The sequence below is a fragment of the Chitinophaga flava genome (assembly GCF_003308995.1).
Taxonomy (GTDB): domain Bacteria; phylum Bacteroidota; class Bacteroidia; order Chitinophagales; family Chitinophagaceae; genus Chitinophaga; species Chitinophaga flava.
Genome location: NZ_QFFJ01000002.1, coordinates 2,358,054 through 2,377,159 on the forward strand (window position 1 = coordinate 2,358,054; position 19,106 = coordinate 2,377,159).

A 19,106-nucleotide genomic window follows, 5' to 3' on the forward strand; every position below is an offset into this window, starting at 1 on the left:
TGATGAAAACAATCATGTTTCCCGGCCAGGGGTCCCAGTATAAGGGAATGGGTAAAGAGTTGTTTAAAATCTTCACTAAAGAGGTGCAGCAGGCCTCCAACATACTGGGCTATGATCTTGAAGAACTTTGCGTAAAAGATCCTGAGAGGAAATTAAGCAAAACAGCATTCACACAGCCTGCCTTATATGTTGTGAACGCGCTGGAGTATTACCAGAAGCATCAGGACAGTCAGCCTGCTTATCTGATTGGTCACAGTCTGGGTGAGTATAACGCCTTGTTGGCAGCCGGTGCTTTTGATTTTGAAACAGGTTTGCGCCTGGTACAAAAGCGGGGTGCATTAATGGCGGCGGCATCGGGAGGTAGTATGGCGGCCGTATTGGGCCTGCAGCTGGATGAACTCAGACAAAAACTGACGGATGGCGGCTATACAACGATTGATGTGGCCAATTACAATACACCTACCCAAACGGTCATTGCAGGCCCACAGGAAATAATCAATAAAGTAGTGAAGGATTTTGACGGTCAGGGTATTAAAATTGTTCCGTTGAATGTGAGTGCTCCCTTCCATTCCAGATATATGAAGCCGGCTGCAGAAGAGTTTGCCGTTTTCCTCCGGGATTTTAATTTTTCTCCTCTGCAAATTCCGGTAATCGCCAATGCTACCGCAAAGCCTTATGAAAATAATAACATAGCAGATTTACTAAGTACACAGATAGTAAGCTCGGTACAATGGACAGATACCATCCGTTACCTGATGGGAAATGATATTACAACATACGAGGAAATCGGCGGCGTAATACTTACCAAGATGGTAAAGGAAATCAGAGAAAAATGTACAGCCCTGGCGATAGAAAGAAATGTGCAGGTTGCTACTGTAAATACTCCAGCAGTAGTCACACAAACAGATATGCCGGTACGTGAAGAATGTTTGTCTACCCGCCTCGGCAGCCGGGCATTCCGCGAAGATTACGGTATTAAATACGCTTACCTCGCAGGGGCCATGTACAGAGGAATAGGTTCTAAGGAACTGGTGATTCGAATGGCCAGGTCAAACATGCTTGGTTTCATCGGTACAGGAGGTATGTCGCTGGCAGAAATAGAAAAAAATATTCAAGGTGTTCAGCGGGAACTGACAAACGGAGAAGCCTATGGCATGAACCTGCTTCATAACATTATTGATCCCGCATTTGAAATGCAAACAGTAGCGCTTTTTCTGAAATATGGTATTAAAAAAGTAGAAGCAGCCGCCTATATGCAAATGACGCCGTCGCTGGTTTATTACCGCCTGAGTGGTTTAAGAAAACATCATGATGGTACTGTCATCTGTGATCATAAAATATTAGCGAAAGTATCCAGGCCGGAAGTAGCGGAAGTTTTCATGCGCCCTGCCCCGGAAAAAATAGTCAATAAACTGTTGGAGGAGCGCCTTATCACAGAAGAGCAGGCAGCGCTTTCCAGGATGGTGCCCATGAGTTACGATATATGTGTGGAGGCCGATTCAGGTGGTCATACAGATGGTGGCGTAGCCCTGGTATTATTACCTTCTGTTCAGCGGTTGAGAACAGATATTCAAAAAGAGTATCGCTATAATACGCCCATCAGGGTAGGTCTTGCAGGAGGTATAGGAACTCCGCAGGCGGTGGCCTGTGCTTATATAATGGGCGCTGATTTTGTACTGACAGGTTCTATCAATCAATGCACCGTAGAGGCAGGAACAAGTGACGCAGTAAAAGATCTGTTGCAGGATATTAACGTGCAGGATACTGACTATGCGCCCGCCGGCGATATGTTTGAAATAGGCGGAAAAGTACAGGTGCTGAAAAAAGGGGTACTGTTTCCTGCGCGTGCCAACAAACTGTTTGCGCTCTATACGCAGTATAATTCACTGGAAGAGATACCGGAAAAAACCATGTTGCAGCTGGAGAAAAATTATTTTAAGAAACCGCTGGGCACCATATGGGAAGAAACCAAAACATATCTGAGAGATAAGGGCGATCAACGTATAATCGAAGAGGCAGAGAAACATCCTAAAAGTAAAATGGCGTTGGTATTCCGCTGGTATTTTGATTACAGTAATAAACTGGCTTTTGAAGGAAATACAGATGAGAAGGTAAACTTTCAGGTGCATACCGGTCCGGCGCTGGGCGCTTTTAATCAATGGGTGAAAGGCACCGAACTGGAAAACTGGAGAAATCGGCACGCAGATAAAATAGGTATTAAAATGATGGAAGAAGCGGCTGGGTTATTGAAAGAAACCCTCGTAATGCTAAATAATTAAAAAACAATAAAAAAACAGTACACATGAAAAACGAAGTTATTGCACTCATTAAGGAAAACCTGCTGGAAATCATCCCTGAATTATCTGGATCACAGATTCCACTGGATGAAACATTTGTTAATCTGGGTGCAAATTCTATTGACCGCGGAGAGTTGATTACATTAACGCTTGAACGCCTGGATTTGGAGATATCGAGGATTGAGTTTGTAGGTGCGCAAACAATAAATGAGCTGGCAGATTTGATCATCGAAAAGAAGTAACGAAATGGACACTGCAGAAATTTTCACACAGATAACCAACAATCTCAGGCAAATGCTTCCCGGATTGGATCTGTTTTATCAAAAGTTAGAAGGAAAAAAAGGATGAGTGTATCAAAACATGAAATTATGGCTAGCGGGTTGGGGGTTATTACACCAACCGGAATAGGACTGCCTCAGTTTACAGCTGCACTGAAAGAAGGGAGAACTAATTTTTCCGACATCACTTTTGAGTACAGTGATCAGGTGCTCAGATTTCCCGTTGGAAAGGCCAGTGACTTTGATTTTCAGACATTGGTGGCAGCAATAAATCTGGACAGCAGGGTTATTGATAAAGCTAAGCGGATGAGAAATATTTCTGCAAGCACTGTTTATGGTTTGTATTGTGCGCTGTCGGCATGGGCAGATGCAGGGTTGAATGATACTGATATTGATCCTGCAAGAGTTGCCATTGTATCTGGCGGGAGTAATACACAGCAGGCGGCCTTGCAGATGACACAGGATAAATGCCGGGGAAAGATGCAATTTATGAATCCCAATTACGGGGTGAATTTTTTTGATACCGATATGGTGGGTGTTATATCCGAAATATTGGGTATCACAGGAGAAGGACATTCTATTGGCGCTGCTTCTGCCAGCGGTAATATGGCCATTATCCAGGGGCATCGACTCATCAGCAGCGGCGAATATGATGTGGTACTGGTGGTAGCACCGTTAATGGACCTGTCTGTATATGAATATCAAGGGTTTACTGCTTTGGGGGCTATGGCGGCTATCCCTGCAGAAACAGCCCCCGGTGCAGTCTGCCGGCCATTTGATAATACACATGGAGGGTTTGTATACGGACAATCTGCCGGCTGTTTGGTGCTGGAATCAGCAACCTACGCTGCCAGGCGACGGAAGCAGGCCTATGGAACCATTGCCGGATATGGAATAGGTATAGATGCCAACAGAGGTCCTAATCCTTCTGCCGAAGGCGAAAAGAATGCGATGCTGGCAGCCATAAAAGCGGCGGGTATTACCTCCGGAGAAATAAACTATGTAAATACTCATGGTACTGCTTCTCCTACAGGCGATAAAACAGAAGTAGCTGCCATGCTTGCTGCAGGCCTGGCTGGTGTCAGGGCTAACAGCACTAAATCACTTATTGGACACGGATTAACAGCAGCCGGTTTGGTGGAATGTATCACCAGTCTTATCCAAATGAAAGAAAATTTCCTGCATCGGAGCAATAACCTGGTAAACCCCATCTCCGATGAAATTGATTGGATAAAAGATACCGTATCAGCAACAGATGTGAACTACACACTGAGCAATAGCTTCGGTTTTGGAGGGATAAATACATCTATTGTTATCAGGAAAAATTAATTCTCAGTACATCCTTAAATTAAGAAATTATGAAAGCAGGAATAGAAGCCATGAATATTTATTGCGGATCAGCAGCATTAAACGTTGCCGACCTGGCCAGAGCGCGAAACCTGAACAACGACCGGTTCGAGAATCTGTTGATGAAAGAAAAAACAGTACCCATGCCTTATGAAGATCCCATCTCCAATGGTGTAAATGCCGCCAAACCCATCATCGACAGCCTGACGGAAGAAGAAAAAAGCCGCATTGATATGGTCATTACCTGTACAGAATCAGGAATAGATTTCGGTAAGTCGATGAGTACTTATATTCATCACTACCTGGGACTGGGAAGAAATTGCAGACTGATAGAACTCAAGGGGGCCTGCTATTCCGGGACTGCCGGTTTTCAAATGGCGGTTAACTATATTTTATCACAAACAGCTGTAGGCAGAAAAGCACTGGTGATTTGTACTGATATATCAAGAACGAGTGTGGTAGATGCTTCGCTTGAAGGAACCTTTGCGGAGCCCAGCACGGGATCCGGAGCCGTAGCCATACTGGTAAGCGACTATCCCGTAGTGTTCCAGGTAGATCAGGGTGCTAACGGTTACTATGGCTACGAAGTGATGGATACCTGCCGGCCGGTACCGGATCAGGAAGCCGGTGATGCGGATGTTTCTTTGTTATCCTACCTCGACTGCTGCGAGAATGCTTTCAGGGAATATCAGAAAAGGGTAGAGGGAACAGACTATGAATCCACATTTGGATATCTGGCCTTTCATACACCTTTTGGAGGAATGGTAAAAGGAGCGCATCGTACCAATATGCGTAAGCTGAAACGTGCTACACCTGCTCAGATAGAAGCCGATTTTCAGAAAAGGGTAGTACCGTCTTTAACATACTGTCAGCGTGTAGGTAACATTATGGGCGCTACTGCACATCTGGCACTGGCCAGCACAATCGACAACGGTAATTTTGATACACCTCAACGGATAGGCGTATTCTCCTACGGATCTGGTTGTTGCTCTGAATTTTATAGTGGTGTTGTCACCGCCAGCTCACAGGAAAAACTAAAACAGTTCAGCCTCTCCAAACACCTGGACGACCGTTACATGTTATCCATTGAAGAATATGAAAATACATTTGCAGCCAACGAACAGTTAAAGTTCGGTACCAGAAATTATAAGGTGGATGCCAATCAGTTTCCAATGGCGTTTAAACATGTAAAAGGAAAGAACAGACTTGTTTTCTCAGAAATAAAAAATTACCACAGAATATATCAATGGGTATAACCATGTATACAGCAGAAAGTAATTATAAGACCATCAGGGTGCGTGAACAAAGAGGCGTATGTTATCTGCAGCTTTACCGGCCTGAGTCTGGCAACAGCATTAATGGGACACTCATTGAAGAAATAATGACCGTGCTGCATCAGCTTGAAAAAGATGCCGCTATTAAAGTAGTGGTGCTGGAAGGGCTGCCTGATAACTTTTGCACAGGTATGGATTTTACGGCAATGAGCAGTAGCATGTCTGATGTAATCGCAGCGGATGATCCCAATGGATTCTATGAAATGCTGAAATGTTTTTCTCTCTGCCCTCAGGCAATAGTCGCTAAAGTAGAAGGAAAGGTAAACGCTGGCGGAATCGGACTGATAGCCGCCAGCGATATTGTGATAGCAGATGAAAAAGCCATATTCAGCCTCTCTGAAGCTTTGTTCGGGCTGTTGCCCGCCTGTGTCATGCCATTTCTGATACGCAGAATCGGATATCAGAAAGCACAATGGATGACGCTGACCACACAAAGCCTTACTGCCGAACGGGCATATCAGATAGGTCTTGTAGATGAACTGACTACCAATGTAAACGATGCGCTGCGCAGAAATTTACTCCGGTTGCAACGACTGGACACAGATACCATCAAAAGCCTGAAAGATTATATGTCCCGTTTGTGGATTATTAACCAGTCCACTCAGCAACTGGCTGTAGATAAAATAAGCGCTTTGGTAAGTACAGAGAAGGTACAAACCAATATCAAAAATTTTGTGCAAAACGGAAAATTCCCATGGGACAAGTAGTAAAACTAAGTGAGTTAACACCTGATATTATTCAGATTACTATGGAAGACAGATCTTCCCGTAACACTTTTTCCAAAGAATTAATGAGTGGACTGATATCAGTTTTTGAAGAAATAAAACAGAATAACACTTATAAGGTGGCCATTCTTACAGGATACGAAAACTACTTCTGCTGCGGAGGAGCAAAGGAAGAATTGCTTCGGATCTTTAAAAAAGAAATAAAATTTAATGATCTTAATTTTTTTACCCTGCCACTGGATTGCGATATACCTGTTATTTCCGCTATGCAGGGCCATGGTATAGGTGGTGGATTTGTACTGGGCCTTTATGCAGATTTTACTATCCTCGGGATTGAGAATATTTATACAACCAATTTTATGAAATATGGATTCACCCCTGGTATGGGCGGCACCCTGATGGTACCTTTAAGATTAGGTGATGCCGTAGGAACAGAAATGTTGTTCTCTGCCAGAAATTACAGAGGAGAGGAGCTAAAAGAACGTGGTGTTTCATTGAAAGTAGTCCCAAAATCCTTAGTGCTGAAAGAAGCGATGGACCTGGCCCGAAGCCTGGCTGAAAAGCCAAGGTTATCCCTTATTACACTTAAAAAACATTTAGCTGCCGGTATAAGGGCCAAACTTCCGGAGGTGATAGCGCAGGAATTGAAAATGCATGATACTACCTTCCATCAACCTGAAGTAATGGAACGGATAGAAGCGCTTTTTGGTCAGTAAAGAAACTGAATATGAAGAGTAATGACAATATAGTATTCCTCTTTTCAGGCCAGGGAAGCCAGTACAGAGGTATGGGAGAAAAACTGTTCAGGCAGGATGCTGTTTTCAGAAATAGTTTGGAACAGAGTGATGTAATAGTACGGAAACAGTTAAACCGCTCATTGATTGATGAACTGTATTATGTAGATCAGTATCAGTTTGATGACTTACTGATTACTCATCCGGCTATTGTAGCGGTAGAAATAGCCATGTACAAGGTGTTACAGGGAAAAGGAATAAATCCGGATTATGTAGCGGGTAGCAGTCTTGGTGAATTTGCGGCAGGAGTGGTGAGTGGGGTATGGGAACCTGAGAGTGCCATCGAAGCAGCTATAGAACAAGCTAAGTCAATTGTAAGGAATGATGTTCCCGGCGGTATGCTGGCAGTCATACATGAAAAGAAAAGCCTGGAGCCTCTTTATCTTAAACATCAGCTTTTCCTGGCTGCTGATAACTTTGAGGGACATTTTACGCTCACCGGTCTATCGCAGCACCTGGACGCATTTCAGACTGAATTGGATAAGCGGGACATACAGTTTTTACGGCTTCCTGTCAATTACCCTTTTCATTCCCCGCAAATTGAATGTAGTGAGCATAACTTTACGTATTACACCGCCAGTACACTATCTCTGGCCCATCCTGATACAGGATTTGTTTCCGGAGTACATAACAAAGAGCTAAGTCAGTTACCCGAAAACTATTTCTGGGAAGCCATCAGCTGTTATATGAATTTCCCGGCAATGGTGAAGTATCTTGAAAATAAAGGCGTCTGCCGCTATATTGACGTTGGCCCTTCTGGTACAGGAGCTACTTTTGTTAAGTATAATTTAAGCCCCTCATCCACTTCTCAGACTTTTCAGATTATGACCCCTTATAAAAGAGAGCTGGAACAGCTGGAAATACTACAAAAAAGTTTGGGGCTATGAGAGGCCACAAAAAATGGGTTTTGTCGTTTAGTCTATTACGTTCGATCTGTTCTGTCTGTAGCCGGAACAATATCAATGGAGCCTAAGAATTTTTTGACGATAGCGGCAAAGCGTTCCGGCTGGTCCATGTGGACACTGTGACCAGCTTCCATGATTTGTTCAATCTGAAGTCTGGAATTAACACGTTGCAGCTCTTCAGCAACAGCAGCAGAAACCACGCCTCTATCACCAAATACGAGGAGGCCTGGAATATCGATGTTAATCACTAACTGCCTGTAATCGGGATTGGGTGGCGTGAGAACGTCAAAAGCAGCCATGCTGGTTTGAAGCCGGGCCCGGGCGAATAGCTCAATCGTCTCCGGTGACCGCTTAGTATGCCTGGTGCGCGCTTCAGCTATTATTTGCTCCAATGACATATTAAGAACCTTCCGATGCTGATCAGCCACATCACTATCCCGTACTTCGCGCTGAACTGCGGGATTCAGGAAGGTCGGATCAGCCAATACCAGACCTGCGAGTAGATTGGGTTTACGGCTTGCCACTACTGCTGCAGTCATCCCTCCCATTGAATGTCCGAGCAGGAGTGGAGGAGGAAGTCTCAGCGTTTTTATTAAACCGGCGACATCATTTGCATGATCTTCATATCGGTATCCGTGGTCGGGTGTGCTGGAGCTGCCATGCCCTCTGGCATCCGGCATAATAACATCATATTCCTCCTCCAGTGCATGTGCCAGCCCTGTCCAGCACAAGCCGTTAGTCATCAATCCATGTAACAGGATTAATGGCGGTTTATCTCCTCCGGTTCTTGTGTAATGTATGCTAATGTTGTTTGTTTCGCAGACTCCTGTTTGCCAGTTGGCCATTGGTTATTTTTTTGCGTGTAAAATATATGAACGGGCGGTGGTGATCCCGTTCATACATTCATTTATTTCTGCACCAGTGCCTGGCCTTCGAATACCACACCTGACCATCCATGAGCCATAAATTGCCTGATGTTTTGATGGTCGTCCCCATTGGGATTATTTAATACTGACTGATAGTGTTCTGCAAATAAGTAAAGTGTATCTTCTTTGGAAAGATTATTTAATTGGGCAAAAGCAAAAACTTTAGCACTACCCTGGTTTTGTGTAGCCTCATTATAAGCATCTCCATTTTTGAAGGCTGTTGGTTGGTGCTGATACTGACTTTCTATAAATTCAATCACTTCTTTAAACAGGATTGAATTGTCTTTTAATTTTCCAATCAATGTAGTTAATTGCCCGTTCATGCGGAATAATATTTTTAAGATTAAGGTGACGTTTTGACGTGAGTATTGATTTTAAGCTCACCACATCCCGTTTTACCGCTCAAAAATAAAAATTTTAGAATATCTTTTCCATATAACAAAAACAGCATCCATCGGGAGATGAATGCTGAATGTATCGTGTAGTCAATGTTATTCTTCAGTATCGGGTGTTTCTTCCAGCTGGTCCTTATCGGAGCCTCTCCGCAATTTTACTTTTGGATTACTCTGTGTTCCGGTAACGTTGAAGGGTATACCCAGAATACCGAATGGAGGCAGGCCTACGCGGCCTTTCAGGTTTAGTCTGCCATCAATGCTCACCTGTCCTTCGAAGCGGGGGCGGAAGCCAGCTACGCGCAGCTTGGTCCGCTCTATGGTAATAATATTATTGCTGATGCTGGATTTAATGTCCACTTTGGAAACATCCGGATCTTTTATTTCTGATTTGCCTGTGGACTGACTTACAGCATTCATCAGTTTGAAGCCTTTTAGTTTAATTTTCTTAACAGACAATACACCACCACCTTTGAGTGAAGGGTAGATTGGATTCATATTGCCGTCGAGTTTACCACCGAGGTGATAGTCAATACCTACTATGCCGCTGGCGCTGGCAGCCGAACTGGCCATATCCCGGAAAATTTTAATTTCATTATAGGCGCGCCGGATATCAAATTCCTTTGCCGTGATGTGATAGTCGAAGGAGGCCCGTTGTGGGTGTATACAGGCATAGGTGGCATCCATTTCTACGGGGGCTCCGATAATATTGAACCCGGTTTTGTTGAGCGCTACTTTGCCGCTGTCCAGCACCAGCTGTCCATGGAAACTATCAATGTTCATGCCTTTGAAGCGGATTCTGTCTGCTGCTGCATTGAGTGTCAGTGCCAGGTTAGAAGGCAGGATAATCACACCGGAAGGGGCAGTTGTTTTAGTAGCAGTAGTAGTCGCTGTTGTACTGGAATTGGTCATCAGTTCATCAGCGAATATGTCATTGCTTTTAAAATCGAAGGTGCCATGCAGCGTTTGGTTTTTTCCGGTGAGATAACCAATCACGTTGGTTAAAAAGCCATTCATGGTGAGCTTCGATTTTCCATAGGTGGCGATAAAGGTATCAAACCACATTTTATCCTGATCGAACCGGAATATACCGTTGCTGATATAAAAGGGCAGGGGAAACAGCTCCGAATTGAGCACAATATCCCTGACGGTCATAGTGCCCCGGTTATTTAGTTTATTATAGCGTCCGGCAACAGCATCGGCCTGGCTTCCGCTGAGCGCCAGGTTGGTTTTGATGAAGCCTTTCAGGTCATATCCCTGTATCGCAAATACTTTATAGATGGCACCCAGATCAATGGTACCGTTAGACGTAATATTATACCGGAGGTTATCGAAATTACTCAGGTCTGCTTTCAGCAGAAATGGTTTTCCTTCGAATTCAAAAGCGATGGGCTTCACATCTACCTTCAGGGAGCTGAGTGTGCCGGTGGTGTTGGTAATGCTGGCATCTACATTGATTTTCTGAATGGGTTTAGGATAATATTTTGTTTGCAGAGTACCATCACTCATGGTCAGTTTGGCCGTAGTTACCGGGAACAATCTTTTGGCCGGTACATAGCTGCCTTTGGTATTAATATCCACATGCAATGCGCCGGTAACATCAAGACTATCCATGGGATAGAATTGTTTGACATCGCTCAGTTGCAGGACAGAGGCCAGTTGTGCGTCTATAACAGGTGCCTGGGCATTGCTGAAGCGGAAGTAGCCTTTGATGTAGTTGCTTAACAGGTTGGCGTTGATATTACCGATATTAAAGTGCGTATGTGCCAGATTGTTATCCGGGCAATTAGCTGCTACCTCGAAGCTGATATTTTTCAGCGCTTCCGGGAGAGATGCCAGTTTGAAGTAACCATCGCGGAAGTTGGCCTTGAGATCGAAGGAAGGAATACTACTGATAACTGTGTCCGGATGGTGTTTGGGGCCGTGGTTTACAATGCTGGTGGCATATGGACCGTCAGCCAGCAGATGTGCCTGCAGTTGACCTTTGAGGTCGAAAGACTGCCAGCCCATCGCTTTGCTCCATTTTTCGAGGTCCAGGTCTGTATTTAATTTGAGGTGGATATCAGGTGTTTTAAGTCCTTTTACCCGTATCACAGAGCTGAAATAATCTTTATCGATATTAAAGAAGATGGAGTCTACATTAAGATATAAACTATCGGTATTCAGCTGGGCTAGCCTGGACTGAAAATTTAAAAACAGATTTTTAATGGGTGCCGGTGCTTTGGGATTGCTGATAACACCGTTGCGCACCTGCATATTAAAGGTCAGGTTGGGCATGGTGTTGGTTTCAGCAATATATTCACCTATCAAGCTGGCATTTACATCCGCAGTACCATCTACATTGGTATGTTGCATCCAGGTAAGATATTCAGGAGGCAGGGCTCCGAAAATGGCGTGCAGACTTGATTCCATAGAGCTGAGCCGGAAGTCCATTTTGTAGCCATTCTTCATGAAGGCGAAAGCGCCTTTTAATCTTACCGGCAGTTCATTTATTTTCAGATCATTTCTTTCAAAAATAAAATCCAGGGAGTTGGTGTTGATTTTTGTGATGAGTTCCCCGTTTAGTTTTTTAGATAGGATATACGAAGTATTGTTATACATGAAATCCAGGGAGCCGATATTGATCTTAGAGTAAAGATCGAAGACGGCTTTGCTGAGATCTCCTTTACCTATATAGTTTACGTCCTTTGCCTGCACATACATAGGGAGTGACTGATCATCGTAGATGAGGTGACAATGATCAATCTGTATCCTTTCTATCTTCATGGAGGCGCTGCCGCTATCGGGTTTACTGGCGGTGCTGGCCGGGGCCGCTTTATAGATATTATAATTCGGATGTCCCGAGGAATCAACCATGATATGGATTTTCCCTTTGGTCAGATATATCTCATCGATGGTGATGGCATTGGAAAATACGCTTTTCAGGTTTACACCCAGGGCCACTTCATTGCCGGCCACGAGGGTGTCCTGTGCGAAAGGGGCGCCGCCTTTCAGGCTAACATCGTATAGGGTTAGCGTTAGGGCAGGAAAGTGGTTAAAGAAAGATAACCGGGCTTTGGAAAAATTGAGTTCACCTGTGATACTGTTGTTGGCCCAGGTCTTGATCTTGCTGGATATGGCATCGGGGAAAAGGATGGGAAGCAAAAACAGCAACGCAAGAATTGCGGCCAGAGATATTGATGTAATTTTTAATATTTTTAATGCAACTTTTCTAATGAAGGCATTACGCATAGCAATCCGGGTATATATTAAATGGGTGCCAACATATGCTCTGTTAACGGGGAGGCATATACTGGCAATTCTATGATGGTTACGGGGGCGAAGGTAGTTATTTTTTGGCTGTAGACTTCCCGGAGGCTCTTTTTAGGAAAGAAAACGTATATGCAAAACTTTTACTTAATTTAATCCTGATCCAATCAGTAATTTATGACAAGTGAAGCAATGATCGCCTTTAAAGCTAATTTAAAACAGGCCGGATTGCAATTAATAGCAGAACGTATTACAATGGCCAAATCAGCCATGGATAATGCACAGGAAGCCGCCAATAGCGAAGGAAAGAGTTCTGCAGGCGATAAATATGAAACCGGAAGGGCCATGGGGCATCTTGAAAAAGACATGTATGCCCGGCAACTGGCTGAAAATATGAAGGAACTGTCCAGGTTACAGGAAGTAAAAACAGACGTCATCTACACCACCATCCAAACAGGTGCCTTTGTACGATGTGAGGAACAGTCCTTTTTTATTGCCGCAGGATTAGGGAAACAACTCATAGATGATCGGTCCATATTTTTTCTGTCTCCCTATACACCGCTTGCAAAATTGTTGCTACACAAAAAAGCCGGAGATAGTTTTCTCTTCAATAAAATGAGTATTGTTATCCTGGAAGTATATTAATTATAGTTAATAATCAGATAACCTTTTTCGTCTATTACAAACTGAGATACTCCGCCACTTACCTTTATCAGTTTATACATCATCATAAATCGCCTGTTTTCAATCTTATATTTTGCAGACATGATGGGTGTATAACGTGAACGTATAAATCAAAAGGGGGCAAAAGCCCCCTTCCGGTATTTATCTAGTTGTTTAACTGCAGAGACGCTGGCCCGAATTCTTCAAAATGAATCGAGGCTGTATCTACACCATTTTCTACCAGAAAACCGTAATGTTTGGCGATGAACGGCGCAGGTCCGCAGATGTAGTAATCGGCGTCTGCCTGTAATACGGCTGCTTTAATTTTGGAGAGATCCACCCAGCCGGTGTATTGTGCCTGTATTTCAGGCTGATCATAAAAAATATGATGGTTAAGATTGGAATAGGAGTCAGCGAGTTGTGTGAGGCGGTCTTTGAAGGCATGTACTGCTTCGTTGCGGCATCCATGTACCCAGGTGATGGCCGTATCTGTCTGTTTGGCGGTAAGCTCTTCGAGCATGGCCATCAGAGGTGTCTGGCCTACGCCGCCGCTGATAAATACTTTAGGACGGGATGTATTTTCATGGAGTGTAAAGGTGCCGGCAGGTGCTGATAATTCCACTACGTCTCCTTCCTGGATATGATCGTGGAGGCGGTTGGAGATCAGTCCGTCGGGATGACTGGCGCCTGCTTCCCTTTTTACTGAAATACGATAATATTTACCGTTGGGAGCACAGGAGATGCTGTACTGGCGGGGTTGCAACAGGTTCAGTTCAGGCAGGAACAGGCGCAGACTGATATACTGACCTGGCAGAAAATCCGCTACATCGCCACCATCAGCTGGATACAGGTAGAAGGAAGTGATTTCCGACGACTCTTTTATTTTCTGTTTTACAATAAAAGGTTTCCAGCCGGTCCATCCTGCATTTTTGCTTACTTGTTTTGTATAAAGATGTTGTTCGTGGCCAGTCATGATGGCTGCCAGCTGCTGATAGGCTACAGCCCATGCTTCCAGCAGTTCCGGTGTAGCGGCATCTCCCAGTACTTCGGAGATGGAGGCCAGCAGGTGTTTTCCAACAATTGCATAGTGTTCCGGGCGGATATCGAGGCTGGTATGTTTATGTCCGATGCTGTCTACTACCGGCATCAGTACAGCCGGATTATCAATGTGCTCTGCATAGGCCAGTACTGCCATTGCCAGGGCTGTCTGTTGTTTTCCATTCTGCTGGTTTCCCATGTTGAATACATGTTTCAGCTCCGGGTTATGGGTAAACATGCGGTTATAAAAATGGGTTGTCAGCAATACACCATGCTCTCTGAGCACTGGCACTGTAGCTGTTACGAGCTGTTTTTGTTCCGTTGTCATCTTATATAAACTTTGAATAACAAAAGACTTTTTTGTCCTTTATTTTTATAAAAAAAACTACTTGTTCAGCGTAAATTTCTCTTTAATCAGCCCCATATTGAATTTCCCGATAGTGGTGTTCTGCAGCATGCGGGTGATCCGGTTTCTGATTTTCTTAAAATCTTCATGCAGCGGACAGGGATTGCTTTCGGAGCAATAGGAGAGGCCCAGTGCGCATCCGATGAATATTTCATTGCCATCAATAGCTGTCACGATGTCCGCCAGCGGCCGGTTCAGGGAAGCGGCATCAAAGTAAAAGCCGCCATTAGGCCCTTTGGCAGACTGGATCAGTCCTTCCCGGCTGAGCTTCTGAAGAATTTTGGCAAGAAATGGTTCCGGAGAATTAATATGTTCAGCAATTTCTTTACTACCTACCTTGTATCCGGCATGAGATCGCTGCGCGATGTAGAAAACCGCGCGCATCGCATACTCACATGTTTTGGAAAAGATAGCCATATTGCTGCCTGAATATTTAATTGCAACACAAAGATAAGTCCGGAATAATAAAAGGCAAAAATATCTTTTATTATTTCGGGAATGATGATGCCAGCGCCAGGATTGACGGATTTTAATATTATTATATTTGATAAAAAACTATGTAAAAGTGAAGTAAAAACATTGCTGATAACCTATTTCCAGAAGGGCTTCGTACGCAGGTGATGAAGGGGAGCATTACATTCGTTTTTGAGATAATGGTGAATCGTAATACACGTGGCAGGATGCCCTACAGTATACACCATAGTATTTTCAAAACCTGCAGGAAAAATTCTCTTTACTTTTTCCAGTATCGCTTTTTCAGAGACAGGGTTTATAATATGATACTCAAAAGGAAAACTGTGGTCTATATCAGGGAAAATGTCTTCATTACTTTCTGTATAAACAAAGCTCCTGATGTTTTTGCTGATGGCCAGTCCCCGGTTTATTTCGTACAGGTGAGATAAGGATGTTATATCACCAATCAACACATAATTATCAGCACTGTTATCCACCAGCAGCTTGCCTCTTGGCTGTTCAAAATATACAATGTCGCCAGGCTGCACAGACTTAATCCAGTCAGCGCCCTTTCCATTTGAAAAAGTACAAATAGCAAAATCTGCAATCTGGTGAACAGGTTCATAATTCCAGAAGGAATATTTTCTGTCTTCGCAGTCAATATCGTAATGTGGATTCCCCAGGAAGAATTGAGCGGTAAAACCAGGCACATACTGCATTTGAGAAAAATCCTGGCTTTGTACTTTTATATGAAAAGTGTGTCTGGCGATCTTTTCTTTCATCAAAACGATACCACTCTGAATGATACTTGCTTCTTTTCTATGTCCCATAATCAATGTTTTATGGATGCAAATTTGGAAATTGTCTCATCCAAAAACTTTGACCTGAGTCAAAAACGATTTTTAAATTTTAGATTTTAATCTGCTTAATGTTTCCTGCGAGATGTTGAGATAGGAGGCTATCATTTTGTTGGAGAGCCGTCTTACAATGTCCGGGTTTTCTTCCAGCAACTGCCGGTATTTTTCTTTGGCATCCAATGTAAGGAACGACATCAGCCTCCTGGTATTGGTGACGTATGCATTTTCAAGATATGACCTGTAAAATTTCTCCCACTGAGGTATTATCTCCAGCAGATCATAGAAGCCGTTATGTGTGATATAGAATACTTCGGAATCTTCCACCGCCTGAATAAATTCTTCAGAAGGTTCGCTGGTGATGAAGCTGACCAGTGCAGTTGCAAACTGTCCTTCGAAAGCAAAATATCTGGTGGCATCCTGACCTTCTTCTGTAATAAAAAAGATGCGTAAACAACCAGTGCCAACGAAAAAAGTTCGTTGGCTGGTTTGTCCGTGTGTGAGTAATAACTCGTTCTTCTTTAGCTTCACCGGCTTAAAGTAAGATAGAATAACTTCCAGTTCCTGCTCACTAACGGTAATCTTGCTTTTGATATAATCCACTAACTGATCGTACATAAACACAAAAATATCAATTAATTTTTCGTTCGATGTGCCTGATTCAGCAGTATTGCAGTAGCAGCGGCAACTGCAGCAGTCAGGTAGATAAACGAATATCCGCAATATCCGGCTATCAGCCCAGCCAGTGGTCCGGTAATGCCTAGTGCGAGGTCAAAGAAAGCAACATAGGCGCCTAAAGCTACGCCTCTGTTTTGTGGTGTCACTTGTTTAACAGCTTCTACACCCAATGAAGGAAACACCAGTGAGAAACCAAAACCAGTAAGGGCTACGCCCACGAAAGCCATTTCGGAAGATGTTGCCATCCTGATGCAGGTGAGCCCCGCAACTTCCACCAGTAGTGAATAAAAGGCAATGATATGACCACCATGTTTATCAGGCAGATGAGAAAAGAACAGCCGTGCCAATATATAGGCGATACCGAAGATAGTGAGTGATAGTGAAGCGTTCTCCCATTGCTGCTGCGCAAAGTAAAGTGTGATGAAAGATGCAATCACCCCAAATCCCATTGTTGCTAAAGCCAATCCGCTACCTTGCCGCCAAATGGATTTAACGACTTTGTAAAACGGCATTCTTGCGCTACCTGCCGGCACCACTCCGCTAAGCCCAATAGCCAGTGCCAGCGCTATAACTGGCAAAATCAATATAGCGGTAAAAGCACCGTTTAATGAAAGGCTGTTCTCCATCCACATGCCAATGGGCGCGCCAAATGCCAGGGCTCCATACATTGAAATTCCGTTCCAGGCCATTACTTTACCGGAATACTTTACGCCCATCAGGCCTATTCCCCATGATAATGCTCCCGTTATTAATAGACTTTCTCCAAACCCTAATACCAAACGCCCTGCTAACAACAGGAGAATACTAAAGGATGGCTGTGATGTTATTGCATTGGAAAGCAGGTAAAATACACCGGTGAGGGCACATAAAATTAAACCGGTTGAAACAGACTTTTTACTGCCACGGGTATCACAGATAGTCCCTGAAAAATGCCTGGTTGCCAGGGTGGCTGCTGATTGAATACCGATAACAATGCCTACCATCAAACTGCTGTAATGTAGTTTGTTGGTTACAAAAGCAGGTAAGGTACCGAGGGATATGCCCAATGTTAAAAAGCCAAGGAAGACAATGCTGCAGAGCATTAACAGCTGTTGGATGGTGCCCGTTTCCGGAGCCGCATCAATGGCTGCTGCTGATTTTGATTTTAAATATTCCATTTCATTTCGTTTTTAAAAGCTGACACAAAGTTGCCATTGTGCAAAACGATAAACCTTGATCCAGGTCAAAAACGGAAAAACGGGTTGCAGATAATGGAATTAAATAAGCTTGCTGTTCACTGCATAAGACAAAGCATCCATAATATTATTTACCTCCAGACGCTCAAATATCCGTCGCCGGTAGTATTTAATGGTGTCTGGTGCAACAAAAATCTTTTCAGCAATCTGATTAATGGAGAGTCCTTGTGCATGCAAACGTAAAATTTCTATTTCCCTTTCGGTGAGCACAGGTTTTTCAGACTTCAGCCACATTTTCTTTCCGGCGTTTAGCTCCCACATTTCGATGGAGCCTTGTTTGTAAATACGGGCATTGCCAGCTGTTTGATGATGAGAGAGGGATACAATACACATGGCCTTCCACATCTTTCCGCTGCTGGTAAGAAAAAGAGGGGTCAGCTTATGATTGATCAGGCGCAGTTTACCATCTTTATCGATCAGGTGAAAATCATAGGTGATGCTGTAAAGTTTTCTTTCCGGTGCAGGAATACGCGCATAAAAATCAAATCCTACCTCATTGATCATTGTTAATAGTTCCATGTCTTTTTCCGGCACCTGCCGGAAATAAAATTCATAACCCAGCTGTAACACCTCTTCAGCAGAATACCCACATAAAAACAGCGGATTCTCTGATACATATTCAAACGACATGCTGGTATAATCAATCAGATATACGCTTTCGTAGGTCAGACGTGCAAATGCCTTCACCACTTCCAGATAGTGTTGTTCATGCTGGTCTGGCTCCGGGATTTCCCCTAACTTATTTTTGGTCAATAGGCCCGAACTGGCGTCTTTCTTCATTTATAACATTTAAATGGCTATAAATTTACACTCCGGTGTAGGCTTTCGCAAGTTTTTTGTTTTGAAAGCATAACCGGGATTAACCTGGCCCTGCTGGCAGCAGTTGTTGCAATTATTTATTGCTCGTGGGCAATCGGGCAGTTTCTGGATGGAAAGAAGTTCAGCAGCTATTTGCTCGCTATGATAGCGTATTTGCTGGGAATGGCCTCGTTTACCATATCAGCTGTTTTGATCGGGGGGGATAGATGCCTTTAACAAAGCTTAAATAGATCCTTCTTAAAAAGACCCCTTCAAATCGTAGGATGTGAAGGGGTCTTTTATTACAAGGTTTTTGATATTAGTTGGCTTCTGTATACTTCTTGAAGTTATCAAGTATGGCCTGCCAGCCATGTTTTTGCATTTCAACAGGGTTCTCCGTTTCCGGGTCAAAGCTTACCGCAACTTCAGTCTGGTTGCCGGTTTTGTGGAAGGCTACCGTTGCTTGTCTGCTGTCTGGCATGATGTAGGAGAGTTTTTCGCCATCTACCACTTCATTGTAGGTAGCTTCAAAGTCAAAGCCAAAACTTCCGTCTTTGGCTTCCATTCTTGCCGCATATTTTCCACCTACCCGCATATCATTGGTGGCGGAAGGGCAATGCCAGGAAGGGTCTGCGAAGTTCCATCCGGTAATGTGCTCAGGTTGGGTATAGTAGTCCCAAACTTTTTTAACGTCTGCGTTGATGACAGCTGTCACTGTGACTTTAGTGCTCATT

The 19,106-nt window shown here is 43.8% G+C and carries 18 protein-coding genes; 8 read left to right on the forward strand and 10 right to left on the reverse strand.

Features of this window, described 5'->3' with window-relative positions; genetic code table 11:
- The first annotated feature begins 2 nt into the window (after positions 1-2).
- The 7 genes from fabD (at position 3) to DF182_RS25595 (ending at position 7,662) form a co-directional block, all read left to right on the forward strand.
- Positions 3-2,279, forward strand: a complete 2,277-nt coding sequence (gene fabD / locus DF182_RS25565; protein ID WP_113618601.1) for an ACP S-malonyltransferase — start codon at positions 3-5, stop codon at positions 2,277-2,279.
- 23 nt (positions 2,280-2,302) lie between these two features.
- Positions 2,303-2,539 carry a phosphopantetheine-binding protein gene (locus tag DF182_RS25570; RefSeq protein ID WP_113618602.1) on the forward strand — a complete coding sequence of 79 codons (237 nt, stop codon included), beginning with the start codon at positions 2,303-2,305 and terminating at the stop codon, positions 2,537-2,539.
- Between the two features lie 126 nt (positions 2,540-2,665).
- On the forward strand, positions 2,666-3,904 hold the full coding sequence (locus tag DF182_RS25575) for a beta-ketoacyl synthase N-terminal-like domain-containing protein (RefSeq protein ID WP_161964265.1): 1,239 nt from the start codon (positions 2,666-2,668) through the stop codon (positions 3,902-3,904).
- 29 nt (positions 3,905-3,933) lie between these two features.
- Positions 3,934-5,178, forward strand: coding sequence for a hydroxymethylglutaryl-CoA synthase family protein (locus DF182_RS25580; protein ID WP_317048441.1), 1,245 nt, complete (start codon positions 3,934-3,936; stop codon positions 5,176-5,178).
- A 2-nt stretch (positions 5,179-5,180) separates the two neighbouring features.
- Positions 5,181-5,963 carry an enoyl-CoA hydratase/isomerase gene (locus DF182_RS25585; RefSeq protein ID WP_161964266.1) on the forward strand — a complete coding sequence of 261 codons (783 nt, stop codon included), beginning with the start codon at positions 5,181-5,183 and terminating at the stop codon, positions 5,961-5,963.
- Positions 5,951-6,697 (forward strand): polyketide synthase, encoded by a 747-nt coding sequence (locus DF182_RS25590; RefSeq protein WP_113618606.1) that lies wholly within the window; start codon positions 5,951-5,953, stop codon positions 6,695-6,697. The genes DF182_RS25585 and DF182_RS25590 overlap by 13 nt, the downstream gene beginning before the upstream one ends.
- An 11-nt stretch (positions 6,698-6,708) precedes the next feature.
- Positions 6,709-7,662 carry an acyltransferase domain-containing protein gene (locus DF182_RS25595; protein ID WP_113618607.1) on the forward strand — a complete coding sequence of 318 codons (954 nt, stop codon included), beginning with the start codon at positions 6,709-6,711 and terminating at the stop codon, positions 7,660-7,662.
- 35 nt (positions 7,663-7,697) lie between these two features.
- On the opposite strand, the gene DF182_RS25600 is transcribed toward DF182_RS25595, so the two are convergent.
- The 3 genes from DF182_RS25600 to DF182_RS25610 form a co-directional block, all read right to left on the reverse strand.
- Entirely contained in the window at positions 7,698-8,525 is an 828-nt protein-coding gene (locus DF182_RS25600; RefSeq protein ID WP_113618608.1) for an alpha/beta fold hydrolase, read from the reverse strand.
- 62 nt (positions 8,526-8,587) lie between these two features.
- Entirely contained in the window at positions 8,588-8,929 is a 342-nt protein-coding gene (locus DF182_RS25605) for a HopJ type III effector protein (protein WP_113618609.1), read from the reverse strand.
- A 168-nt stretch (positions 8,930-9,097) separates the two neighbouring features.
- Positions 9,098-12,229 carry an AsmA family protein gene (locus DF182_RS25610; RefSeq protein WP_113618610.1) on the reverse strand — a complete coding sequence of 1,044 codons (3,132 nt, stop codon included), beginning with the start codon at positions 12,227-12,229 and terminating at the stop codon, positions 9,098-9,100.
- 195 nt (positions 12,230-12,424) lie between these two features.
- On the opposite strand from DF182_RS25610, the gene DF182_RS25615 reads away from it, so the two are divergent.
- Complete coding sequence (locus tag DF182_RS25615) at positions 12,425-12,892, forward strand: hypothetical protein (RefSeq protein ID WP_113618611.1); 468 nt, start codon at positions 12,425-12,427, stop codon at positions 12,890-12,892.
- A 184-nt stretch (positions 12,893-13,076) separates the two neighbouring features.
- Here the strand turns inward: DF182_RS25615 and hmpA are convergent, their stop codons facing one another.
- From hmpA to DF182_RS25650, 7 genes are all read right to left on the reverse strand, one after another.
- Complete coding sequence (gene hmpA, locus DF182_RS25620) at positions 13,077-14,276, reverse strand: NO-inducible flavohemoprotein (protein WP_113618612.1); 1,200 nt, start codon at positions 14,274-14,276, stop codon at positions 13,077-13,079.
- 57 nt (positions 14,277-14,333) lie between these two features.
- The gene (locus tag DF182_RS25625) at positions 14,334-14,771 is read right to left on the reverse strand and encodes an RrF2 family transcriptional regulator (RefSeq protein ID WP_113618613.1); all 438 of its coding nucleotides are present in this window, start codon (positions 14,769-14,771) and stop codon (positions 14,334-14,336) included.
- Between the two features lie 173 nt (positions 14,772-14,944).
- Positions 14,945-15,637 carry an SIP domain-containing protein gene (locus tag DF182_RS25630; protein WP_113618614.1) on the reverse strand — a complete coding sequence of 231 codons (693 nt, stop codon included), beginning with the start codon at positions 15,635-15,637 and terminating at the stop codon, positions 14,945-14,947.
- A gap of 72 nt (positions 15,638-15,709) precedes the next feature.
- Complete coding sequence (locus DF182_RS25635) at positions 15,710-16,279, reverse strand: Crp/Fnr family transcriptional regulator (protein ID WP_113618615.1); 570 nt, start codon at positions 16,277-16,279, stop codon at positions 15,710-15,712.
- 17 nt (positions 16,280-16,296) lie between these two features.
- On the reverse strand, positions 16,297-17,496 hold the full coding sequence (locus DF182_RS25640) for an MFS transporter (RefSeq protein WP_113618616.1): 1,200 nt from the start codon (positions 17,494-17,496) through the stop codon (positions 16,297-16,299).
- A gap of 99 nt (positions 17,497-17,595) precedes the next feature.
- Positions 17,596-18,354, reverse strand: a complete 759-nt coding sequence (locus DF182_RS25645; RefSeq protein ID WP_113618617.1) for a response regulator transcription factor — start codon at positions 18,352-18,354, stop codon at positions 17,596-17,598.
- A 337-nt stretch (positions 18,355-18,691) separates the two neighbouring features.
- Complete coding sequence (locus DF182_RS25650; protein ID WP_113618618.1) at positions 18,692-19,105, reverse strand: SRPBCC family protein; 414 nt, start codon at positions 19,103-19,105, stop codon at positions 18,692-18,694.
- Position 19,106: the final 1 nt, after the last annotated feature.

What these genes read in the sequence shown, in the direction of transcription:
- fabD (WP_113618601.1), top strand. Translation starts at nt 3, where the DNA reads ATGAAAACAATCATGTTTCCCGGCCAGGGGTCCCAGTATAAGGGAATG.
- DF182_RS25570 (WP_113618602.1), top strand. Translation starts at nt 2,303, where the DNA reads ATGAAAAACGAAGTTATTGCACTCATTAAGGAAAACCTGCTGGAAATC.
- DF182_RS25575 (WP_161964265.1), top strand. Translation starts at nt 2,666, where the DNA reads ATGGCTAGCGGGTTGGGGGTTATTACACCAACCGGAATAGGACTGCCT.
- DF182_RS25580 (WP_317048441.1), top strand. Translation starts at nt 3,934, where the DNA reads ATGAAAGCAGGAATAGAAGCCATGAATATTTATTGCGGATCAGCAGCA.
- DF182_RS25585 (WP_161964266.1), top strand. Translation starts at nt 5,181, where the DNA reads ATGTATACAGCAGAAAGTAATTATAAGACCATCAGGGTGCGTGAACAA.
- DF182_RS25590 (WP_113618606.1), top strand. Translation starts at nt 5,951, where the DNA reads ATGGGACAAGTAGTAAAACTAAGTGAGTTAACACCTGATATTATTCAG.
- DF182_RS25595 (WP_113618607.1), top strand. Translation starts at nt 6,709, where the DNA reads ATGAAGAGTAATGACAATATAGTATTCCTCTTTTCAGGCCAGGGAAGC.
- DF182_RS25600 (WP_113618608.1), bottom strand. Translation starts at nt 8,525, where the DNA reads ATGGCCAACTGGCAAACAGGAGTCTGCGAAACAAACAACATTAGCATA.
- DF182_RS25605 (WP_113618609.1), bottom strand. Translation starts at nt 8,929, where the DNA reads ATGAACGGGCAATTAACTACATTGATTGGAAAATTAAAAGACAATTCA.
- DF182_RS25610 (WP_113618610.1), bottom strand. Translation starts at nt 12,229, where the DNA reads ATGCGTAATGCCTTCATTAGAAAAGTTGCATTAAAAATATTAAAAATT.
- DF182_RS25615 (WP_113618611.1), top strand. Translation starts at nt 12,425, where the DNA reads ATGACAAGTGAAGCAATGATCGCCTTTAAAGCTAATTTAAAACAGGCC.
- hmpA (WP_113618612.1), bottom strand. Translation starts at nt 14,276, where the DNA reads ATGACAACGGAACAAAAACAGCTCGTAACAGCTACAGTGCCAGTGCTC.
- DF182_RS25625 (WP_113618613.1), bottom strand. Translation starts at nt 14,771, where the DNA reads ATGGCTATCTTTTCCAAAACATGTGAGTATGCGATGCGCGCGGTTTTC.
- DF182_RS25630 (WP_113618614.1), bottom strand. Translation starts at nt 15,637, where the DNA reads ATGGGACATAGAAAAGAAGCAAGTATCATTCAGAGTGGTATCGTTTTG.
- DF182_RS25635 (WP_113618615.1), bottom strand. Translation starts at nt 16,279, where the DNA reads ATGTACGATCAGTTAGTGGATTATATCAAAAGCAAGATTACCGTTAGT.
- DF182_RS25640 (WP_113618616.1), bottom strand. Translation starts at nt 17,496, where the DNA reads ATGGAATATTTAAAATCAAAATCAGCAGCAGCCATTGATGCGGCTCCG.
- DF182_RS25645 (WP_113618617.1), bottom strand. Translation starts at nt 18,354, where the DNA reads ATGAAGAAAGACGCCAGTTCGGGCCTATTGACCAAAAATAAGTTAGGG.
- DF182_RS25650 (WP_113618618.1), bottom strand. Translation starts at nt 19,105, where the DNA reads ATGAGCACTAAAGTCACAGTGACAGCTGTCATCAACGCAGACGTTAAA.